The 18,155-nt window shown below is 73.6% G+C and carries 13 protein-coding genes; 9 read left to right on the top strand and 4 right to left on the bottom strand.

What is annotated here, in order from left to right; all coding sequences use genetic code 11:
- Nucleotides 1-36: 36 nt before the first annotated feature.
- Nucleotides 37-1,440 (top strand): cell division protein PerM, encoded by a 1,404-nt coding sequence (locus VM95_RS43610; RefSeq protein WP_052707207.1) that lies wholly within the window; start codon nt 37-39, stop codon nt 1,438-1,440.
- A 47-nt stretch (nt 1,441-1,487) separates the two neighbouring features.
- Here VM95_RS43610 and VM95_RS08330 read toward each other — a convergent pair whose 3' ends face one another.
- Nucleotides 1,488-2,132 (bottom strand): hypothetical protein, encoded by a 645-nt coding sequence (locus tag VM95_RS08330; RefSeq protein WP_052707206.1) that lies wholly within the window; start codon nt 2,130-2,132, stop codon nt 1,488-1,490.
- A 392-nt stretch (nt 2,133-2,524) separates the two neighbouring features.
- Between VM95_RS08330 and purN the strand changes: the two genes are divergently transcribed.
- Together purN and purH are read left to right on the top strand one after the other, a co-directional pair.
- On the top strand, nt 2,525-3,184 hold the full coding sequence (purN, locus tag VM95_RS08325; protein ID WP_045693534.1) for a phosphoribosylglycinamide formyltransferase: 660 nt from the start codon (nt 2,525-2,527) through the stop codon (nt 3,182-3,184).
- The gene (purH, locus tag VM95_RS08320; protein ID WP_045693532.1) at nt 3,181-4,782 is read left to right on the top strand and encodes a bifunctional phosphoribosylaminoimidazolecarboxamide formyltransferase/IMP cyclohydrolase; all 1,602 of its coding nucleotides are present in this window, start codon (nt 3,181-3,183) and stop codon (nt 4,780-4,782) included. Before purN ends, purH begins: the two co-directional genes overlap by 4 nt.
- Before the next feature lie 78 nt (nt 4,783-4,860).
- Here the strand turns inward: purH and VM95_RS43605 are convergent, their stop codons facing one another.
- Nucleotides 4,861-5,514, bottom strand: coding sequence for a hypothetical protein (locus tag VM95_RS43605; protein WP_045693529.1), 654 nt, complete (start codon nt 5,512-5,514; stop codon nt 4,861-4,863).
- Nucleotides 5,515-5,921: 407 nt separating this feature from the next.
- Between VM95_RS43605 and VM95_RS08310 the strand changes: the two genes are divergently transcribed.
- The 6 genes from VM95_RS08310 to VM95_RS08285 all read left to right on the top strand — a co-directional run bounded on the left by VM95_RS08310 (nt 5,922) and on the right by VM95_RS08285 (nt 11,593).
- Complete coding sequence (locus VM95_RS08310; protein ID WP_045693527.1) at nt 5,922-6,776, top strand: bifunctional methylenetetrahydrofolate dehydrogenase/methenyltetrahydrofolate cyclohydrolase; 855 nt, start codon at nt 5,922-5,924, stop codon at nt 6,774-6,776.
- Between the two features lie 23 nt (nt 6,777-6,799).
- The gene (locus tag VM95_RS08305) at nt 6,800-7,225 is read left to right on the top strand and encodes a DUF3017 domain-containing protein (protein WP_045693525.1); all 426 of its coding nucleotides are present in this window, start codon (nt 6,800-6,802) and stop codon (nt 7,223-7,225) included.
- Between the two features lie 201 nt (nt 7,226-7,426).
- On the top strand, nt 7,427-8,419 hold the full coding sequence (locus tag VM95_RS08300) for a malate dehydrogenase (protein WP_045693523.1): 993 nt from the start codon (nt 7,427-7,429) through the stop codon (nt 8,417-8,419).
- Between the two features lie 100 nt (nt 8,420-8,519).
- Complete coding sequence (locus tag VM95_RS08295) at nt 8,520-9,845, top strand: hemolysin family protein (protein WP_045693521.1); 1,326 nt, start codon at nt 8,520-8,522, stop codon at nt 9,843-9,845.
- Between the two features lie 78 nt (nt 9,846-9,923).
- Nucleotides 9,924-10,919, top strand: coding sequence for a tryptophan--tRNA ligase (gene trpS / locus VM95_RS08290; protein ID WP_045693594.1), 996 nt, complete (start codon nt 9,924-9,926; stop codon nt 10,917-10,919).
- A gap of 185 nt (nt 10,920-11,104) precedes the next feature.
- Nucleotides 11,105-11,593 carry a 2'-5' RNA ligase family protein gene (locus VM95_RS08285; protein ID WP_341845994.1) on the top strand — a complete coding sequence of 163 codons (489 nt, stop codon included), beginning with the start codon at nt 11,105-11,107 and terminating at the stop codon, nt 11,591-11,593.
- A 36-nt stretch (nt 11,594-11,629) separates the two neighbouring features.
- Here the strand turns inward: VM95_RS08285 and VM95_RS08280 are convergent, their stop codons facing one another.
- A complete protein-coding gene (locus VM95_RS08280; RefSeq protein ID WP_157882013.1) occupies nt 11,630-14,140 on the bottom strand; it encodes a CDP-glycerol glycerophosphotransferase family protein in 2,511 nt (836 codons plus the stop codon).
- A gap of 315 nt (nt 14,141-14,455) precedes the next feature.
- The gene (locus tag VM95_RS08275) at nt 14,456-18,028 is read right to left on the bottom strand and encodes a bifunctional glycosyltransferase/CDP-glycerol:glycerophosphate glycerophosphotransferase (protein WP_045693516.1); all 3,573 of its coding nucleotides are present in this window, start codon (nt 18,026-18,028) and stop codon (nt 14,456-14,458) included.
- Nucleotides 18,029-18,155 lie beyond the last annotated feature (127 nt).

Below are 18,155 nucleotides of genomic sequence, written 5' to 3'. Positions count from 1 at the left end.
CCGAGCATGGCGAGTCGCCTTGGCACCATGAGGCGCATGACGCAGCTGATGGGCCGTCCGATCCTGGAAGTGTCGGGCGAACTGGGCGGACGCCCGGTGCTGGCGGACCTGTTGGCCGGGGTGCGGACCGCGCTGGTCGGCCTCGCGGTGATCGTGGTGCCCGTCCTCGGGCTGTGGGTGGTGACGCCGAACGCGGACGACGGCGCGACCGGTGCCACCCGTCTGGCGGCGGCGCTGTGGCTGCTGGGGCACGGCGCGCCGGTGCTGCGCGGTCGGGCGGACGCCCCGCTGTCGGTCACTCCGCTGCTGCTCGGCGTGCTGGCGGTGGTGCGGCTGTACCGGGCGGGCGCGGGCCTGGAACGGCGGCGCGGGCTGCGCTCCCGGTGGGGCGGCCCGGTGGCGCTGTGGTCGGGGTACTGCGCGGTGGCGGTCGCGGTGGCGGTGCACTGCGCGGGGGCCGGGCTGTTCCGCAGCCGGGTGCTGCTGGACGTGCTGGTGGTGGCCGTGGTCGCCGGGCTGGCGACGGCCGCCGGCGTCCGGGCGGTGGGTCCGCCGCTGGTGGACGGCCGCCCGGCCCGCTCGCTGCTCGACCGCCTGCCGTCGCCGTGCCGGCCGTCCGGCGGTGCGGCGGCGGTGCGGGGCGCGGCGCTGGCGGCCGGGGCGGGGCTGGTGGCGGCGGGCGGGGTGTTGGTGGCGGGGGCGGCGGTGTCGGCCGCGGTGGCCGGGGGCGGCCGCGGGGCGGCGGTGCTCGGTGCCGGGCCGGCCGCGGTGGCGGGGCTGCTGCTGCTCGCCGTGGTGCTGCTGCCGAACGCGGTGCTGTGGGGCGCGGCGTACGCGCTGGGGCCGGGGTTCGCGGTGGGCGTGGGGACGGCGGTGTGGCCGGGGGGCGCGGTGCTGGGCCCGCTGCCGGAGTTCCCGCTGTTCGCCCTGCTGCCGGCCGAGGGCGCGGGCGGCTGGCGGTGGGCGGCGCTGCTGCTGCCGGTGCTGGCCGGGGTGGTGCCGGCCGTCCTGCTCGGCCGGGCGGCGGCGGCCGGCGGTGGCACCCCCGCCCCGGCCCCCGTCGATCCCGCCGCCGATCCCGCGACCGACCCAGCGGCCGACCACCCCGGCCCCTGGCCGTCCGCCGCGACGGCGGTGGCGGCCCTTGCGGCGGCGCTGCTGACCGGGGCGGGCGCGGCGGCGCTGGGCTGGCTCTCCGGCGGCGCGCTGGCGGCGGAGCGGATGGCCCGGCTGGGGCCGGTGCCGTGGTGGACGGGCCTGGCGGCGGCCGGCTGGGTCGCGCTGGTGGCCGTCCCGGGCGCGCTGCTGGTCCGGTACCGGGCTCTGGCGGCGGCGCCCGGCGGACACTGGCGCTCGGCGCTCACCGGTCGCGCGCGCCGGAGCGCGCTGATGGTGCGCGCCCGCGCGTACGCCGCCGTGCTGCGCCTGGCCGGCGGCTGAGCGACCCCCTCGGGCGCCCCCGCGTCTCCGCTGCCCCGGTGTCGTGCCTACTCGGCGTCGCCGGTGAAGTCCACGTACCACTGCGGCGCGTAGCGGTCGCAGTTCTCGGCGCCGACCGAGGTCAGCGAGTCCTGCACGCAGGTGACGTAGTCGTGGTAGTAGACCCCGAGGCCGATCACCGAGGTCGCGACCAGGACGGTCATCGCGCCGGTGAGGATGCCGGCCAGCGCGGCCGGGGTGAGCGGGTTGGGCACCGGAGCCCCGGGCACCGTCCCGGCGGGTGCCCCGGCGGTGGCCCCGGCACCCGTCGCGGCCGGCTTGGGTGCGCGCAGCGCGCTGACGCCCCACACGATCCCCAGCACCCCGACGAGCAGCGCGATCCAGTGGAAGCCCGCGAACAGGCTGACCAGCGCGAGCGGCCCGGCGAGCGCGGCGTTGCGCGCCCGGCGGTGGGCCGGGTCGGTGGGGTCGAGCCGCGGCGGCTGCGGGGCCGGCGGCCGCTGGCCGGTGCGGCCGTCGCCGAGGCCGGCGCCCCACGGCGGCGGGGACGGCGGGCGCTCGCCGTCCCCCTGGCCGCCGCCGTCCGGGCCCTCGCCGGGCCAGGGTCCGCGCGGCTGCCACGGCTGGTCCGGGGCGTCCGGCGGCGGCGGTGCGAAGGGGTTGCGCTCGCCGGTGTCGTCACCGCTGCTCATGGTTCGGCCATTCCTTCTCGGTCGGTGGCTCGGGCGGAGGTCTCGCTCCAGCGCCCCCTATGATCCCGCAGCCGTTCGTCGGCCCACCGGCGGCCTGCCCAGCAGTCCTGCGGGCCACCCGGTGCGGCCGTCCGCAACTCCCGTACGGAGTGCGCGGGGAGGTCGTGGGGAGATCCCGGTCTCAACTACGCGCGTAGCGCCGCCCGGAGGGTTCGGAGGCCGTCCGACCAGCCGTTATCGTGGTGACGGTCAGCAGCTCGGACAGGTTTCCCCGGGGCCCGCGTCGCGGCGGGTTCTCCTGGTGTTCCCCTTCGCTCGACCTGCCGTTCGTAGTGGCCCCACCGCCGGTGGACGTACCAGCGGACGGCGCCCGACCTACGGAGAATCGCGCAGTGGCCGCCGCCCCCGCTCAGCTCTTCCCGCCCCGCACGCCCGGACCGGCCCGACTGGTGGTGCTGGTCTCCGGCTCCGGCACCAACCTGCAGGCGCTGCTCGACGCCGTCGCCGATCCGGCCTACGGCGCCGAGATCCTCGCCGTGGGCGCCGACCGGGACGGCATCGCCGGCCTGGAGCGCGCCGAGAAGGCGGGTCTGCCGACCTTCGTCCACCGGGTGAAGGACTTCCCGGACCGGGCCGACTGGGACGGCGCGCTGACCGCCTCCGTCGCCGCGTACCAGCCGGACCTGGTGGTCACGGCCGGCTTCATGAAGATCCTCGGCCCCGCGTTCGTCGCGGCCTTCGCCGGCCGGATCGTCAACACCCACCCCGCACTGCTGCCCGCCTTCCCCGGCGCCCACGGCGTCACCGACGCGCTCGCGTACGGCGTGAAGGTCACCGGCTGCACCGTCCACCTGGTCGACGCCGGGGTGGACACCGGGCCGATCATCGCGCAGGGCGTCGTCGAGGTCGTCGACGCCGACCACGCCGATGGCGGCGAAGCGCTGCACGAGCGCATCAAGACTGTCGAGCGCAAGCTGCTCGTCGACGTCGTGGGCCGGCTGGCCCGCGAAGGTCACCGCATCGAGGACCGAAAGGTATGGATTCCGGCATGAGCGCCGCCTCCACCACGCCCCCTGTCTCCGAGAACGTCCGGCCGATCCGCCGCGCCCTGATCAGCGTGTACGACAAGACCGGTCTGGAGGAGCTGGCCCAGGGCCTGCACGCCGCCGGGGTCGCCATCGTCTCCACCGGCTCCACCGCCGGCCGGATCGCCGCCGCCGGCGTCCCGGTGACCGAGGTCTCCGAGCTGACCGGCTTCCCGGAGTGCCTGGACGGGCGCGTGAAGACGCTGCACCCCCGCGTGCACGCCGGCGTGCTCGCCGACCTCCGGCTGGAGTCGCACCGCGCGCAGCTGGCCGAGCTGGGCGTCGAGCCCTTCGACCTGGTGGTGGTGAACCTCTACCCGTTCAAGGCCACCGTCGCCTCCGGCGCCACCCCGGACGAGTGCGTCGAGCAGATCGACATCGGCGGCCCGAGCATGGTCCGCGCCGCCGCCAAGAACCACCCCTCGGTGGCCGTGGTGGTCGACCCGGCCCGCTACGAGGACGTGCTGACGGCCGTGCGCGAGGGCGGGTTCGACCTGGCCACCCGCAAGCGTCTGGCCGGTGCCGCGTTCGCCCACACCGCCGCCTACGACGTGGCCGTCGCCTCCTGGTTCGAGGCCGGCTACGCGCCGAGCGACGAGCGATTCCCGGAGTTCCTGGGCTCGACCTGGGAGCGCCAGAACGTGCTGCGCTACGGCGAGAACCCGCACCAGGGCGCCGCGCTGTACAGCGACACTGGGCTGATCAGCGGCTTCGCCGCGGGCAGCGGCCTGGCCGGCGCGCAGCAGCTGCACGGCAAGGAGATGTCGTACAACAACTACGTCGACACCGACGCCGCCCGCCGCGCCGCCTACGACCACGCCGAGCCGGCCGTCGCGATCATCAAGCACGCCAACCCGTGCGGCATCGGGACCGGCGCCGACGTCGCCGAGGCGCACCGCAAGGCGCACGAGTGCGACCCGGTCTCCGCGTACGGCGGCGTCATCGCGGTGAACCGCCCGGTCACCGTCGAGCTGGCCGAGCAGATCGCCCCGATCTTCACCGAGGTCGTGGTGGCCCCCGGTTACGAGGACGGCGCCCTGGAGGTGCTGACCCGCAAGAAGAACCTGCGCGTGCTGCTCGCCCCCGAGGCCCCGGCCAACCGCCAGGAGGTGCGCCCGATCTCCGGCGGCGTGCTGCTGCAGGACGCCGACCGGGTGCACGCCGAGGGCGACGACCCGGCGAACTGGACCCTGGCCACCGGCGAGGCGCTGTCCGCGGCCGAGCTGGCCGAGCTGGCCTTCGCCTGGCGGGCCTGCCGGGCCGTCAAGTCCAACGCGATCCTGCTGGCCAAGGACGGCGCCTCGGTCGGCGTCGGCATGGGCCAGGTCAACCGGGTCGACTCCTGCAAGCTCGCGGTCGAGCGGGCCGGCGAGCGGGCCAAGGGCTCGTACGCGGCCTCGGACGCCTTCTTCCCGTTCCCGGACGGCCCGGAGATCCTGATCGCCGCCGGCGTGAAGGCGATCGTCCAGCCCGGCGGTTCGATCCGTGACGAGGAGGTCGTCGAGGCGGCCGCCAAGGCCGGCGTGACGATGTACTTCACCGGCGCGCGGCACTTCTTCCACTGATGAGGTGACGGCACGGCAGAGCGGCCCGGTCCCCTCCGAGGAGGGAGCCGGGCCGCTCTGCCGTGCCGCTACGGGCCGTCAGTAGCGCGGCCGGTCGAACCAGGCCACGCCGTCCCGGGTGCTCATCGAGACGATCCAGGTGACGCAGATCGCGATCCACAGCCCGGCGAAGACCTGGAAGAACACGGCGGCCTCGTCGAGCTCGCTGCGCTCGACGATCGAGAAGACCATGATGCCCGCGCCGAGCAGCAGGGCGATCGAGCCGTACACCAGGGTGGTGATCCGGGTGGCCGGGCCGCCGCGGCCGAGCTTCACCCCGAGCGTCATGGAGAGCACCGAGGCGAGCAGGAAGACGATCCCGAGGACGAGCGCGATGCTCGACGCCATGTTGTTGATGATCGCGACGTCGCTGGTCTCGCTGTGCCTGTTGGCGTTGCTCTTGGCGCCCAGGGCGCCGAGCAGGAAGAGCGCCGTCAGGAGGATCTGCGAGCTGCCCACGATGAACAGCAGCACCCGGGTGGTGATCACCATGCCCGGCATGGACATCTTCGGCGCGGCCGGCGGGAAGGCGTAGCCCGGCGCGGCCTGCGGGTAGCCGTACCCCGCCGGCGCCGCCTGCTGCGGGTAGCCGTACCCGGCCGGCTGCGCCTGCGGAGGCTGCTGCGGGTACCCGTAGCCCGGGGCCTCCTGCGGCGGGCCGTACGGGTTGTTCGGGGTGGGCGGGTAACTCATGGATGCCTCCGGGCAGTTGCGGGGACGCGGGGACAGGACGGCGGAGGTCCCGGGTGCGGCCCGGCGGCGGTGACGGGCGGCGGCCGCGGTTCAGTGGTTCAGCGGCGAGGTGAGCGGGTGGCGGGCCCGGTCGTCGGCAGGCGCACGGCGGACGGGCCGGCGCCCCGGCGATCGCGCTGCGCGGTGTGCTGTGGTCGGCTCACTTCTTCCCCCGGGTACGCCCCGCCGCGGAGTCCGGCGGCCCGTCAAGGGGCCGGTCGCGGCAGGGAATGCCCGCTTATCGTCATCCGGACGGTACGGCCGTGTCCAGCCGGTTCGCCGGGCCCGGCCGAGACTGTGGCGCAACCGCAACGTGGTCCGGACCGGACAGGTGCCGGGTGGCCTGCGCGATCCGGGAGAATGGGGTCATGACTGCCCAGATTCTCGATGGCAAGGCCACCGCTGCCGCGATCAAGTCCGAACTCGCCGTCCGCGTGGCGGCCCTCAAGGCGAAGGGCGTCACGCCCGGCCTCGGCACCGTCCTGGTCGGCGACGACCCGGGCAGCCGCTGGTACGTCAACGGGAAGCACAAGGACTGCGCGGAGATCGGCCTCGCCTCGATCCAGCGCGAACTGCCCGCCACCGCCACCCAGGAGGACGTCGAGAACGTCGTCCGCGAGCTCAACGCCGACCCGGCCTGCACCGGCTACATCGTCCAGCTGCCGCTGCCCAAGGGCCTGGACCAGAACCCGGTGCTGGAGCTGATGGACCCGGACAAGGACGCGGACGGCCTGCACCCGACCTCGCTCGGCCGGCTCGCCCTGGGCATCGAGGGCCCGCTGCCCTGCACCCCGCTCGGCATCGTCGAGCTGCTGCGCCGCCACGACGTCGAGATCGACGGCGCCGAGGTGGTCGTGGTCGGCCGCGGCATCACCGTCGGCCGCTCGATCGGCCTGCTGCTGACCCGCCGCAGCGAGAACGCCACCGTCACCCTGTGCCACACCGGCACCCGGGACCTCTCCGCCCACCTGCGCAAGGCCGACATCATCGTGGCCGCCGCCGGCGTTCCGCACCTGGTCAAGCCGGAGGACGTCAAGCCGGGCGCGGCGGTGCTCGACGTGGGCGTCAGCCGCAGCGAGGGCAAGATCGTCGGCGACGTCCACCCGGGCGTGGCCGAGGTGGCCGGCTGGATCTCCCCGAACCCGGGCGGCGTGGGCCCGATGACCCGCGCGATGCTGCTCAACAACATCGTCGAGGCGGCCGAGCGCCGCGCCGGCGTCTGACACCACCACGAGGGACGGCGACCATGACGGAACCGCGGCCGGCGCGGACCCGGCGCAGGCCGGTCAAGACCACCGGCACCCTGCCGCCCGAGGGCTCGCGCGCGGCCCTCGGCGGCGAGCACGCCCTGCCGGTGCGGCAGTGGCCGATAACGCTGGTCCTCTCGGTGGTCGGGGCCGGTCTCGCGGTCACCTGGTTCGCCGACTTCAAGGACGGCTTCAAGTACGGGCTGCTGATCCTCGGCTGCGGCGTGCTGCTGGGGGCCGTGCTGCGCCTGGTGCTGCCCGAGGTCGGCATGCTGGCGGTGCGCAGCCGGTTCACCGACGTGATCGTGCTGACCTTCCTGGGCGCCTCGATCGTGCTGCTGACCCTGGTCGCGCAGCCGAATCCGTGGCTGGAGTTCCCGCTGCTCGACAACATCGGCCAGCTCATCGGCAGGCCCAAGCACTGATCCGCAGGCCCGTGACGGCCCCCGCCTAGGAACCACTGGGCGGGGGTCGGCTTTTTTCTGTGACGTATCAGCCACGCCCGGACACCAGGCGTACGCTTCCCTTTGCGATAACCTGACGCCGGTTTCTCGACGTCGAGAGATCATCCTGGCTCCAGCGCCGGTGTGCCTGGGGCGCCTGGCGATTTGCTGGAGAAGGTAGAAATGACTCGCACCCCCGTCAACGTCACCATCACCGGCGCGGCCGGCCAGATCGGCTACGCGCTGCTCTTCCGCATCGCCTCGGGCCACCTGCTCGGTGCCGACGTGCCGGTGAACCTGCGCCTCCTGGAGATCCCGCAGGGCCTCAAGGCCGCCGAGGGCACCGCCATGGAGCTCGTCGACTGCGCCTTCCCGCTGCTGCGCGACATCACCATCACCGACAACCCGAACCAGGCCTTCGACGGCGCCAACGTCGCCCTGCTGGTCGGCGCCCGCCCGCGCACCGCCGGCATGGAGCGCGGCGACCTGCTGCAGGCCAACGGCGGCATCTTCGGCCCGCAGGGCAAGGCCATCAACGACAACGCCGCGGACGACATCAAGGTCCTGGTCGTCGGCAACCCGGCCAACACCAACGCCCTGATCGCCCAGCGCAACGCCCCGGACGTCCCGGCCGAGCGCTTCACCGCGATGACCCGCCTGGACCACAACCGCGCGGTCGGCCAGCTCTCCGCCAAGACCGGCGCCCTGGTCTCCGACGTCAAGCGCGTCACCATCTGGGGCAACCACTCCGCGACCCAGTACCCGGACATCTTCCACGCCGAGGTCGCCGGCAAGCCGGCCTTCGAGGCCGTGGGCAGCGACCAGGCCTGGCTGGAGAACGACTTCATCCCGACCGTCGCCAAGCGCGGCGCCGCCATCATCGAGGCCCGCGGCGCCTCCTCGGCCGCCTCGGCCGCCAACGCCGCCCTCGACCACGTGTACACCTGGGTCAACGGCACCGCCGAGGGCGACTGGACCTCGATGGGTGTCGTCTCGGACGGCTCCTACGGCGTCCCGGCCGGCCTGATCTCCTCCTTCCCGGTCACCACCAAGGACGGCAAGTTCGAGATCGTCCAGGGCCTGGAGATCTCCGACTTCTCGCGCGCCCGCATCGACGCCTCGGTCAACGAGCTGGTCGAGGAGCGCGACGCGGTCCAGGAGCTGGGCCTCATCTGAGCCCCCCGCGACCGGACGACGGCCCGCCGCCCCACCGAGGGGCGGCGGGCCGTCGCCGTCGGGCGGCCGCCCCGCACCGGCCGTCCTACACTGGCCCGCTGTGAACGAAACCCTCGGGGACGCCGCGCTCGTCCTCGTCTTCATCCTGCTGGGCGGACTGTTCAACGTCGCCGAGATCTCGCTGATCTCGCTGCGCGAGGGCCAGATCCGGACGCTGGAGGCGCGCGGCACCCGGCGCTCGGCCCGGGCCGCGCACCTGGCCGCCGACCCCAACCGCTTCCTGGCCGCCGTGCAGGTCGGGGTGACCTGCATGGGCTTCCTGTCCGCGGCCTTCGGCGCCGACACCCTGTCCGGCAAGGTCGCGCCGCTGTTCGTCCGGGCCGGGCTCGCCGAGGGCGTCGCGGACGCCCTCGCGCTGGTCGGCCTGACCCTGGTGATCAGCTACGTCTCGCTGGTGCTCGGCGAGCTCACCCCGAAGCGGATCGGCCTGCAGCGCGCCGAGTCCATCGCGGTGGCCGCGGCGCCGGTGGTGGACGTGATGTCGGTGGTGCTGCGCCCGGTGATCTGGCTGCTCGGCCACTCCACCAACCTGATGGTGCGCCTGCTCGGCGGCGACCCGGCCGCCGGCCGCGGCTCGATGAGCTCCGAGGAGCTCCGCGGCCTGGTCGCCGCCAACACCGAACTGGGCAGCGACGAGCGGGCGTTGATCGCGGACGTGTTCTCCGCCGGGGAGCGCCAGCTGCGCGAGGTGATGGTCCCGCGCACCGAGGTGACCTTCCTGGACGCCGAGCGCCCGCTGGCCGCCGTCCGGCAGCAGGCCGAGACCTCGCCGCACTCGCGCTACCCGGTGGTCGAGGGCAGCGCCGACGCGGTGGTCGGCTTCGTCCACGTCCGCGACCTGTACGGCGCGCGCGGCGAGCAGGCCGTCAAGGTCCGGGACCTGGCCCGCCCGGTGAAGCTGCTGCCCGGCACCAAGCTGGTGCTGGAGGCGATGGGCGAGATGCGCCGCGAGGGCCACCACCTGGCCATCGTGGTGGACGAGTACGGCGGCACCGCCGGCATCGTCACGCTGGAGGACCTGGTCGAGGAGGTGATCGGCGAGATCCGGGACGAGTACGACCGCCCGGAGACCGCCACCACCCGCCGGCTGGCCGGCGGCGGCGTGGAGCTGGACGGCCTGCTCAACCTCGCCGACTTCGCCGAGGAGACCGGCGTCAGCCTGCCCGAGGGCCCGTACGAGACGGTGGCCGGCTGCCTGGTCGCCTCGCTCGGCCGGCTGCCCCGGCAGGGCGACCAGGTGCGGATCACCACCGAGGGGGACGCCGGGGTGCTGCTGACGGTCGCGAAGCTGGAGGGGCGTCGGATCGCCCGGGTCGGGGTGAGTGCGGTCACACTGGCCGAGGCGGCGGGGCCGGAGGTTTCCTGACCGCGCGGGAGAACTGGAACAATGGCCCGCATGGTCAACGCAGCGGTCGTCACTGGTCCGGTCAAGGACCGTCCCCGGGTGCTCTCCGGCATCCAGCCCACCTCCGGCTCGTTCCACCTCGGCAACTACCTGGGCGCGGTGCGCCAGTGGGTCGACCTGCAGAAGGACAACGACGCCTTCTACATGGTCGTCGACCTGCACGCCATCACGGTGCCGCAGGACCCGGCGACGCTGCGCGAGAACACCCGGATCTCCGCCGCCCAGCTGCTCGGCGCGGGCCTCGACCCGGAGCACTGCACGCTGTTCGTCCAGTCGCACGTGCCCGAGCACGCGCAGCTCGCCTGGGTGATGAACTGCCTCACCGGCTTCGGCGAGGCCTCCCGGATGACCCAGTTCAAGGACAAGTCCTCCCGGTACGGCGCCGAGAGCACCACGGTCGGCCTGTTCACCTACCCGATCCTGCAGATCGCCGACATCCTGCTGTACCAGGCGGACGCCGTCCCGGTCGGCGAGGACCAGCGCCAGCACGTGGAGATCACCCGCGACATCGCGGAGCGCTTCAACACCCGCTACACCCCGACCTTCACCGTGCCGAAGCCGTACATCCTCAAGGAGACGGCGAAGATCATGGATCTCCAGGACCCGGGGATCAAGATGAGCAAGTCGGCCTCCTCGGCCAAGGGCCTGGTCAGCCTGCTGGACGAGGCGAAGGCCAGCGCCAAGAAGATCAAGAGCGCCGTCACCGACACCGGCACCGTGGTCTCCTACGACGAGGAGCAGAAGCCGGGCGTCTCCAACCTGCTGCGCATCCACTCCGCGCTCAGCGGCCGGTCGGTGGAGCAGCTGGTCGAGCACTTCGAGGGCAAGATGTACGGCGCCCTGAAGACCGAGCTGGCCGAGCTGTTCACCGAGTGGGTCACCCCCTTCCAGGAGCGCACCCGCACCTTCCTGGACGACCCGGCCGAGCTGGACCGGGTGCTGGCGATCGGCGCCGAGAAGGCCCGCGCGGTGGCCTCCGAGACGCTGGCGACGGTCTACGACCGGATCGGCTTCCTCCCGGCCGCCAAGCGGTGACTCCCCTCACACAGCTGCCCGATGGTGAGGGCAGTGACTCGCCCTTCGCCTCCGAGCGCTCGGACCCGGTGCCGACGTTCGTCGCTCCGGCGCTCCCTCCTTCGTCGGTCGCTGGTCGCTCCTCGCTTTCGGCACCGGCGCGCTCTTCGGCTCAGGGCGGTGAGCTCGTCACCATCGGCGTGTCCGTGAGCGTCCCGGACCCGTACGGCGCGCAGATCCAGGACGCCCGGGCCGGGCACGGCGATCCGCAGGCCCGGTCGATACCGACCCACGTCACCCTGCTGCCGCCGACCGAGGTGCCGGCCGAGGCCCTGCCGAAGATCGAGGAGCACCTGGCGCAGGTGGCGGCCGCGCACCGGCCGTTCCGGATGCTGCTGTGCGGCGGCGGCACCTTCCGCCCGGTCTCCCCGGTGGTGTTCGTCCGGGTCGAGGAGGGCGCGCAGGAGTGCCGGCTGCTGGAGGCGGACGTCCGCTCCGGCCCGCTGGCCCGCGAGCTGGCGTTCCCGTACCACCCGCACGTGACGGTCGCGCACGGCCTGCCGGACGACGTGCTGGACCAGGCGTACGAGCAGGCGCGCGGCTACCGGGCGGCCTTCCCGGTGCCCGGCTTCTCGCTCTCCCGGTTCGACGCGGACGAGGTCTGGCGGCCCTGGCGGGACTACCCGTTCGGGTGAGCCCGAGCGGGGGTCCCGCCCGGGCCGCCTCGTGAACTACCGCTCCTGGCGGCCGAGTTCGAGCATCCGGTCGACCACCCGGGCGGAGGCCCCGCCGTCGTCCAGCGCGCAGTGCTCGGCCCGGAAGCGGCGGTAGCGCTCGGCGTACCCCGGTGGCAGCGCCGCGCCGCTGTCGGCGAGTTCGCGCAGCGCGCCGAGCAGTTCGGCCGAGGTCGGCACCAGCGGGCCGGGGGCGTTCGGCTCGAAGTCGAAGGAGAAGCCGCGCAGGGTGTCGCGGTAGTGCTCCAGGTCGTAGGTGAAGAAGTACATCGGGCGGCCGGTGATCGCGAAGTCGAACATGATCGACGAGTAGTCCGTCACCAGGACGTCCGCGACCAGCAGCAGCTCCTGCGGGTCGGGGTAGTCCCCGCAGTCGTACAGGAAGCCGTCGCCGGCCGAGGGCAGCGGGTCGCGCACGTGCGCGTGCGGGCGGATCAGCAGCACGTGGTCCTCGCCGAGCAGGCGCCGGGCGTGCTCCACGTCCAGCTTCAGGTCGAGCCGGAAGCCGTCGCCGTCGCCGCGCTGCTGGTCCTCCCGCCAGGTCGGCGCGTACAGCACGATCCGCTTGCCGTCCGGGATGCCGAGCTTGCGGCGGACGGCCGCGATGGTGGCCTGGTCGGCCCGGGCGAGCACGTCGCCGCGGGGGTAGCCGGACTCCAGCACCTCGCCGCCGTAGTGGAAGGCGCGCTGGAGCAGGGGGGTGGCGAAGGGGCTGGGGGAGAGCAGCAGGCTCCAGTGCGGGGTCTCCCGGTCGAGCGCCTCCAGGTAGCCGTGGTCGGCCAGCCAGGGGTTGTCGACGTCGTGGGCGATCCGCTTCAGCAGCGAGCCGTGCCAGGTCTGCACGACGACCTGGCCGGGGCGGCGCTCCAGGAAGTCCGGGAAGTGGGTGTTGCCGACCAGGTACCGGCAGGTGGCCAGCGCGCGGTACCACTCCGGGCTCCATATCCGCACCGGGGTGACCCCGGGCGGCAGCTCGGCCTGGGCGTCGTCGACCACCCACAGGTGCTCCAACGGCTCGCCGCGGCGGGCGAGTTCGGCGTGCACCGCGCGCGGTGAGTCGGCGTAGCCGCGGCCGCCGAACACGTCGTACAGCACCGCCTCGCGGACGGGCTCGCGGCGGGCCGCCGGGTAGTGCTCGGTGCGCTGCCGGTGCTGGTTCCAGGCGCTGCGCTCGGCGGCGTCGAGCACCGGGGTGGAGTCCACCAGCAGGGTGTCGTGCCAGCGGCGCTGCAGCACGATCCGCTTGCCGCCCGCGGTGGTGGTGGCGGGCAGCGCGGACAGCGCGGCGGGGGCGGCGAGCAGCGGCCGGGCGGGGCCGCGGCGGTCGGCCGGTTCCAGCGAGGCGTCCCAGACGCCCTTGCGCAGCGGCAGCGCGACGCCGTCCGCGCCGGTGCGGGTGGCGGGTACCCGGGCCAGGAAGCGGCCGTCGCCGGAGGTCTCGATCGGGGTGCGGACCTCGCAGGCCTGCGAGCCGTGCCGCAGCACGAGCTCCAGCCGGTCGGCGGCCGCGCCCGGGCAGTGGCCGGCGAGTTCGAAGCCGCCGGCCCGGGGGGTGATCCGGTCGACGTAGCCGGCCGCGGGCTGGACGCACACCTGGAGCCGGCCGTCCGCGAGGTGCTTGAGGTAGAGCACGCGGTCGGGGGCGTCGGGCAGCGGGTGCTGGCCGGCCACCGGGCCGCCGCGCTCGTCCAGGCAGAGCTGTTCGGTACTGCCGTCCGGGCGCGCCAGTTCGACGTCCCAGTGCTCCAGTTCGCCGGTGCCGCGGCCGTCCTCGGTGAACGGCCGGTACGGCAGGTGGACGGCGAAGGTGTTGCCGGTGCGGGTGACCGGGTGCTCGACCACGGCCTCGCTCTGCCGGTGCCGCAGTCGCAGCACGGTGCCGGCCGGGCAGGCCTCGGCGGTGCCGCTCAGGTCGAGGCCGTCGCCGGCCGGGGCGGCGTGGTCGAGCCGGGCGTTCGGGCGCTCCAGCCGCAGGCCCAGCCGGCCGTCCTCGAAGTACGGCTGCAGGCGGACGTCGCGGTCCACCCAGCGGGCCGGCGGGTACTCGCCGGAGCCGCACCAGTGCGGGGCGAGCGCGCCGTACTGGCGGCGCAGCCGGGTGGGGCGGGGGCGGGTGAAGAGGGTGGTCTCGATCCGCCAGTCGCCGAGCAGCCAGTGGCCTTCGTGGCGCAGTCGGGCGGGCTCGACGACGGCGGTGAAGCCGGACCAGTCGTGGTTGAACTCGGGCTGGGCGCTGTCGTCGGTGACCTCGGGCATCCGGCGGGGTCTGGAGCGCAGGTGCACGGGCGGGCGCTCGTCGTCCTCGTGGCGCAGGGTCAGCCAGGTCCAGGCCGAGCCGGGGCGGCCGGTGTCCTGGTGCTGCGGGCGGGCGAAGCCGGTGAGCTCCAGGCCGCGGGCGTGCCAGCGGGCGCGCAGCAGGCCGAAGGCGACGTCCTCGTCGACGGCGGGCCGGTCGGTGCTCACACGGGGGGAGGCGTGCGGGAGGACGAACCGTGTGAGCACAGGCATGTCGGGAAGACCCTTCGAGCAAACAGGATTCCCGGGCGTGGCGGTGAACCGGGAGCGCCGCCGATCCGTTCGTGTCCGGTCCGGGGCCGACTTCACATCCCATACCGGGGCGATGCCCGGGGTCAACCGTACGGATCTGCGAATTTCCTCAGAAATTCGTCCGGCGCGGCCGGTCCGAGCGACGTGTTCGCGCCGCTCCGAGGGAATAGCACACGTAAAGGACGGAAGTCCGTGCGGGAATTCCTCTTCGGGCATTTCGGCACGGGCGCCGGGGGTGTCCGACACGCCCGTGTCGGACACCCCCGGCGACGGCGGCTACTCCTTGCGGAGCATCGCGTCGACCACCCGGGCCGAGGCCTTGCCGTCGTCCAGGTCGCAGTAGGCCTCGCGGAACGCGGCCGCCTTGTCGGCGTACTCGGCCGCGACCTGCTCCACCCGGCCCAGCGCCGAGACCAGTTCCTCGGAGGTGGCCAGCAGCGGGCCGGGCGCCTCGGCCTCGAAGTCCAGGCTGAACCCGCGCAGGTTGTCGCGGTAGTGCTCCAGGTCGTAGGTGAAGAACAGCATCGGCTTGCCGGTCGACGCGAAGTCGAACACGGAGGCCGAGTAGTCGGTCACCAGGACGTCGGCGATCAGCAGCAGCTCGGCCATGTCGGGGTAGCTGCCGACGTCCCACACGTAGCCGTTGCCGGCGTCCGGGATCTGGCCGCACATCAGGGGGTGCCGGCGCACCAGCAGCACCTGGTCGTCGCCGAGCGCGGCCCGGGCCGCCGCGAGGTCGAGCCGCAGGTCGATCTGGTAGCCGCCGTTCGGCCGCCGCCGGTCCTCGCGCCAGGTCGGCGCGTAGAGCACGACCTTCTTGCCCTCGGGCAGGCCGAGCCGCTCGCGGACCTGCTCGGCGGTCTTCTCCCGGTCGGCCGCGAACAGCAGGTCGTTGCGCGGCGAACCGCTCTCCAGGATCTCGCCCTGGTAGTCGAAGGCGCGCCGCAGCACCGGGGCCGACCAGCTGCTGCCAGCCACCAGCAGGTTCCAGTTCGGGACTTCCCGGGCCAGCGTCTTCAGGTAGTTCGAGTCGGTGAACCAGACCTTCTCGAAGTCGAAGCCGACCTGCTTCAGCGGGCTGCCCTGCCAGGTCTGCACGACCACCTGGCCGGGGCGGCGGACGAAGAAGTCGGGCAGGTGGGTGCTGGTCACGACGTACTTGGCGGTGGCCAGCGCCTCGAACCACTCCGGGCTGTACAGCCGGACGGCGCGGGCCGTGCTCGGCAGGTCCGCCTGCATGTCGTCGGAGCCCCACAGGTGCTCCAGCGGCAGGCCGCGGCGGACCAGCTCCTCGTGGATCGCCCGCGGCGAGTCGCCGTACTGGCTGCCGCCGGCCACGTTGTACAGCACGGCGTCGCGCACCGGCTTGCGCCGGGCGGCCGGGTAGTCGACGGACCGCTGCTGGCGCTGGCGGTAGCCGGAGCGCTCCTCGGGCAGCAGCGCCGCGTGCGACTCCAACGACAGCCCGTCGTAGTGGCGGCGCTCCAGCACGATCCGCTTGCCGCGCGACTCCACCTCCAGCGGCAGCACGCCGAAGCAGTCCGGGCTGATCAGCGCGGCGGAGACCGGCAGGTCCTCGATCGGCGCGCCGACCGGGCGGAAGAAGACGTTCCAGGTGCCGTGGGCGAGCGGCACCTGCCCGGCGAAGGAGGCGGTCGGCACGGTCGGCAGCGCGGTGCGGAACCGGCCGTCCGCGATCTCCACCGGGTAGACGTGCTCCTCCTCGCGCCAGTGGTGGCGGACCACCAGCTCCCAGCGGTGCGCGCCGGGCAGCGGGAACGAGCCGCTGAGCAGGAAGCCGTCCGCGCCGCGGGAGGCGATCTCGTCCACCACCGGCTGCAGCACCTGGTCGGAGAACTGCAGGTAGCCGCCGGGGGAGGGCTTGGCGTAGAGCACCCGGCGCCGGTCGGCCGGGGCGTCCGGGTTCAGCGGCAGGTGCAGCTGCTCGGGCGCGTTGCGCTCGTCCCAGGCCACCGGGACGGTGCTGCCGTCCGCCAGCAGCAGCACGGTGTCCCAGCGGTCGCGGCTGCGCGCGGCGGCCACCGGGTCCAGCTCGGCCCAGGCCTCGCGGACGGCGGTCAGCTCGGCCACCGGGAAGGAGGTGGCGAACGGCTGCAGCGTGCCGACCGGCGCGCCCAGCTCCAGCGGGAAGGACACCGAGCGGTCCGACTCGACGTGGGTCATCCGCAGCCGGGCCCCGGCGAAGCTCGGGCCGGAGCGGGCCGCGCCGGAGACCTCGACCCGGTCGCCGTGGCCGGTCAAGCCGGTCACCCGGGCCTTGACGGTCTCCACCCGGAGGTAGACGAAGTTGTCGCGGACCCACGGCACGATCCGCACGTCCGGCTCGACCCAGGACGACGGGATGTACTGCGCGGTGTCGCTCCAGCCGGCCGAGATCCGGCCCTTGTAGACGCCGCCCTTGCCCGCGCCGGCCACCAGGACGCGCCAGTTGCCGTCCTTCCACTGCCCGCGGTTGCGCAGCTTCCGCGGGTCGACGGAGACGGTGAAGCCCGACCAGTCGCAGCTGTACAGGTCGTGGTTGCAGCTGGCGGTGGCCTCGGGGCTGTACGTGGTCTTCATCGGCACCGCGACGACGCGGCGGCCCTTGGCCTCGCGCAGCACCAGGGTGCGGACCATGTCGTGCTTGCCGGCCGCGCCCAGCTGCTCCGGGAACGCGTGCCCGGCCAGCTGCAGCTTCCCGCCGACCCAGCCGCTGCTGTAGAGCCGGCTGCGCATGACCAGCGAGTTGTCGAGCTTGAGCACCCCGGCCGGCACGCTCTTGCGCCCGCCGCGCAGGAACGGGTAGTCGGCGTACGGGCGCAGCACGCCGCGCGCCTGGACGCCGCCGCCGCTCTCGCCCTCGTACTTGATCTGCTCGACCAGCTCGTCGATCCGGCCCTGCAGGGTCAGGTGGTACTTGAGCCGCAGCGGCGCGCGCAGCTTGCGGACCAGGTCCGGGCCGATCGAGCGGAGCAGCCGGCTGACGTGCTGCTGGTAGGCGGCGCGGTACTCCTGGTCGCCGTCCACGACGGACCAGAAGAACATCGGGATCTCCTCGACGAGGGTGTTCTCGTCGTAGGAGCGCAGGTACTCGGCGAAGCGCGGCTCGGTCCGCTTCTTCAGCCAGCCGCGGACCAGCTCGACCGAGGCGACCCGGTCGACCAGACCCTTCGGGTTGGTGCGCATCTGCGTGATCGACATCTCGCCGACCTCGCGCTCGCGCCAGTGGTAGATCGGCTCGGCGAGCACGTCGACGCTGGCCGCCAGGTAGTGGTGCGGGACGCTGACCGGCGCGTCCTCGTACAGGATGCCCTCGGGGTAGAGCAGGCCGGCCGCGTCGAAGAACGAGCGGCGGTACACCTTGTTCCACGCGGTGCGGTCGGTGACCAGCGCCGGGATCTCGGTGATGTGGGTCTTGAGCCTGGTCTCCTTGAACGGCTTCACGTGCCCGCCGGACTGGTAGTAGCCCACCGCGCGGAACCGCAGCACGTTGCCGGTGCAGAAGTCCGAGCCGGTCTCGTCCAGCGTGTTGATCATCAGCTCGTACGCGCTCGGCGGCATCGAGTCGTCGCTGTCGACGAAGCACAGGAACTCGGAGTCCGGGTCGATGTGCCGGATGCCGGTGTTGCGGGCCGCGCCGAGGCCCTTGTTCACCTGCCGGACCAGCCGGAACCGCGGGTCCTGGACCGCGTACGCCTCGGCGAGGGCCGCGCTGCCGTCCTTCGAACCGTCGTCGACCATGACGCACTCGAAGTCCGTGAAGGTCTGGGCGGCGATCGAGTCGAGGCACTCGACGAGGTACCGCTCGACGTTGTAGATCGGGACGACGATGGAGAGGCGGGGAGCCATCGGCTACGCAGGCCTTTCTCGGGAGGAGCGTGGCCACCCGGGGGGACGGGCCTGGCGCCACTTTGATTCGGTGCGTACGTGCTCCCCGATCCTACCTCCGGGGTTTCGCGCCCTTCGGGCCCACTAC

The organism is Streptomyces rubellomurinus, from assembly GCF_000961885.1.
GTDB lineage: Bacteria > Actinomycetota > Actinomycetes > Streptomycetales > Streptomycetaceae > Kitasatospora > Kitasatospora rubellomurina.
This window is presented reverse-complemented; position numbering and strand designations above follow the sequence as displayed.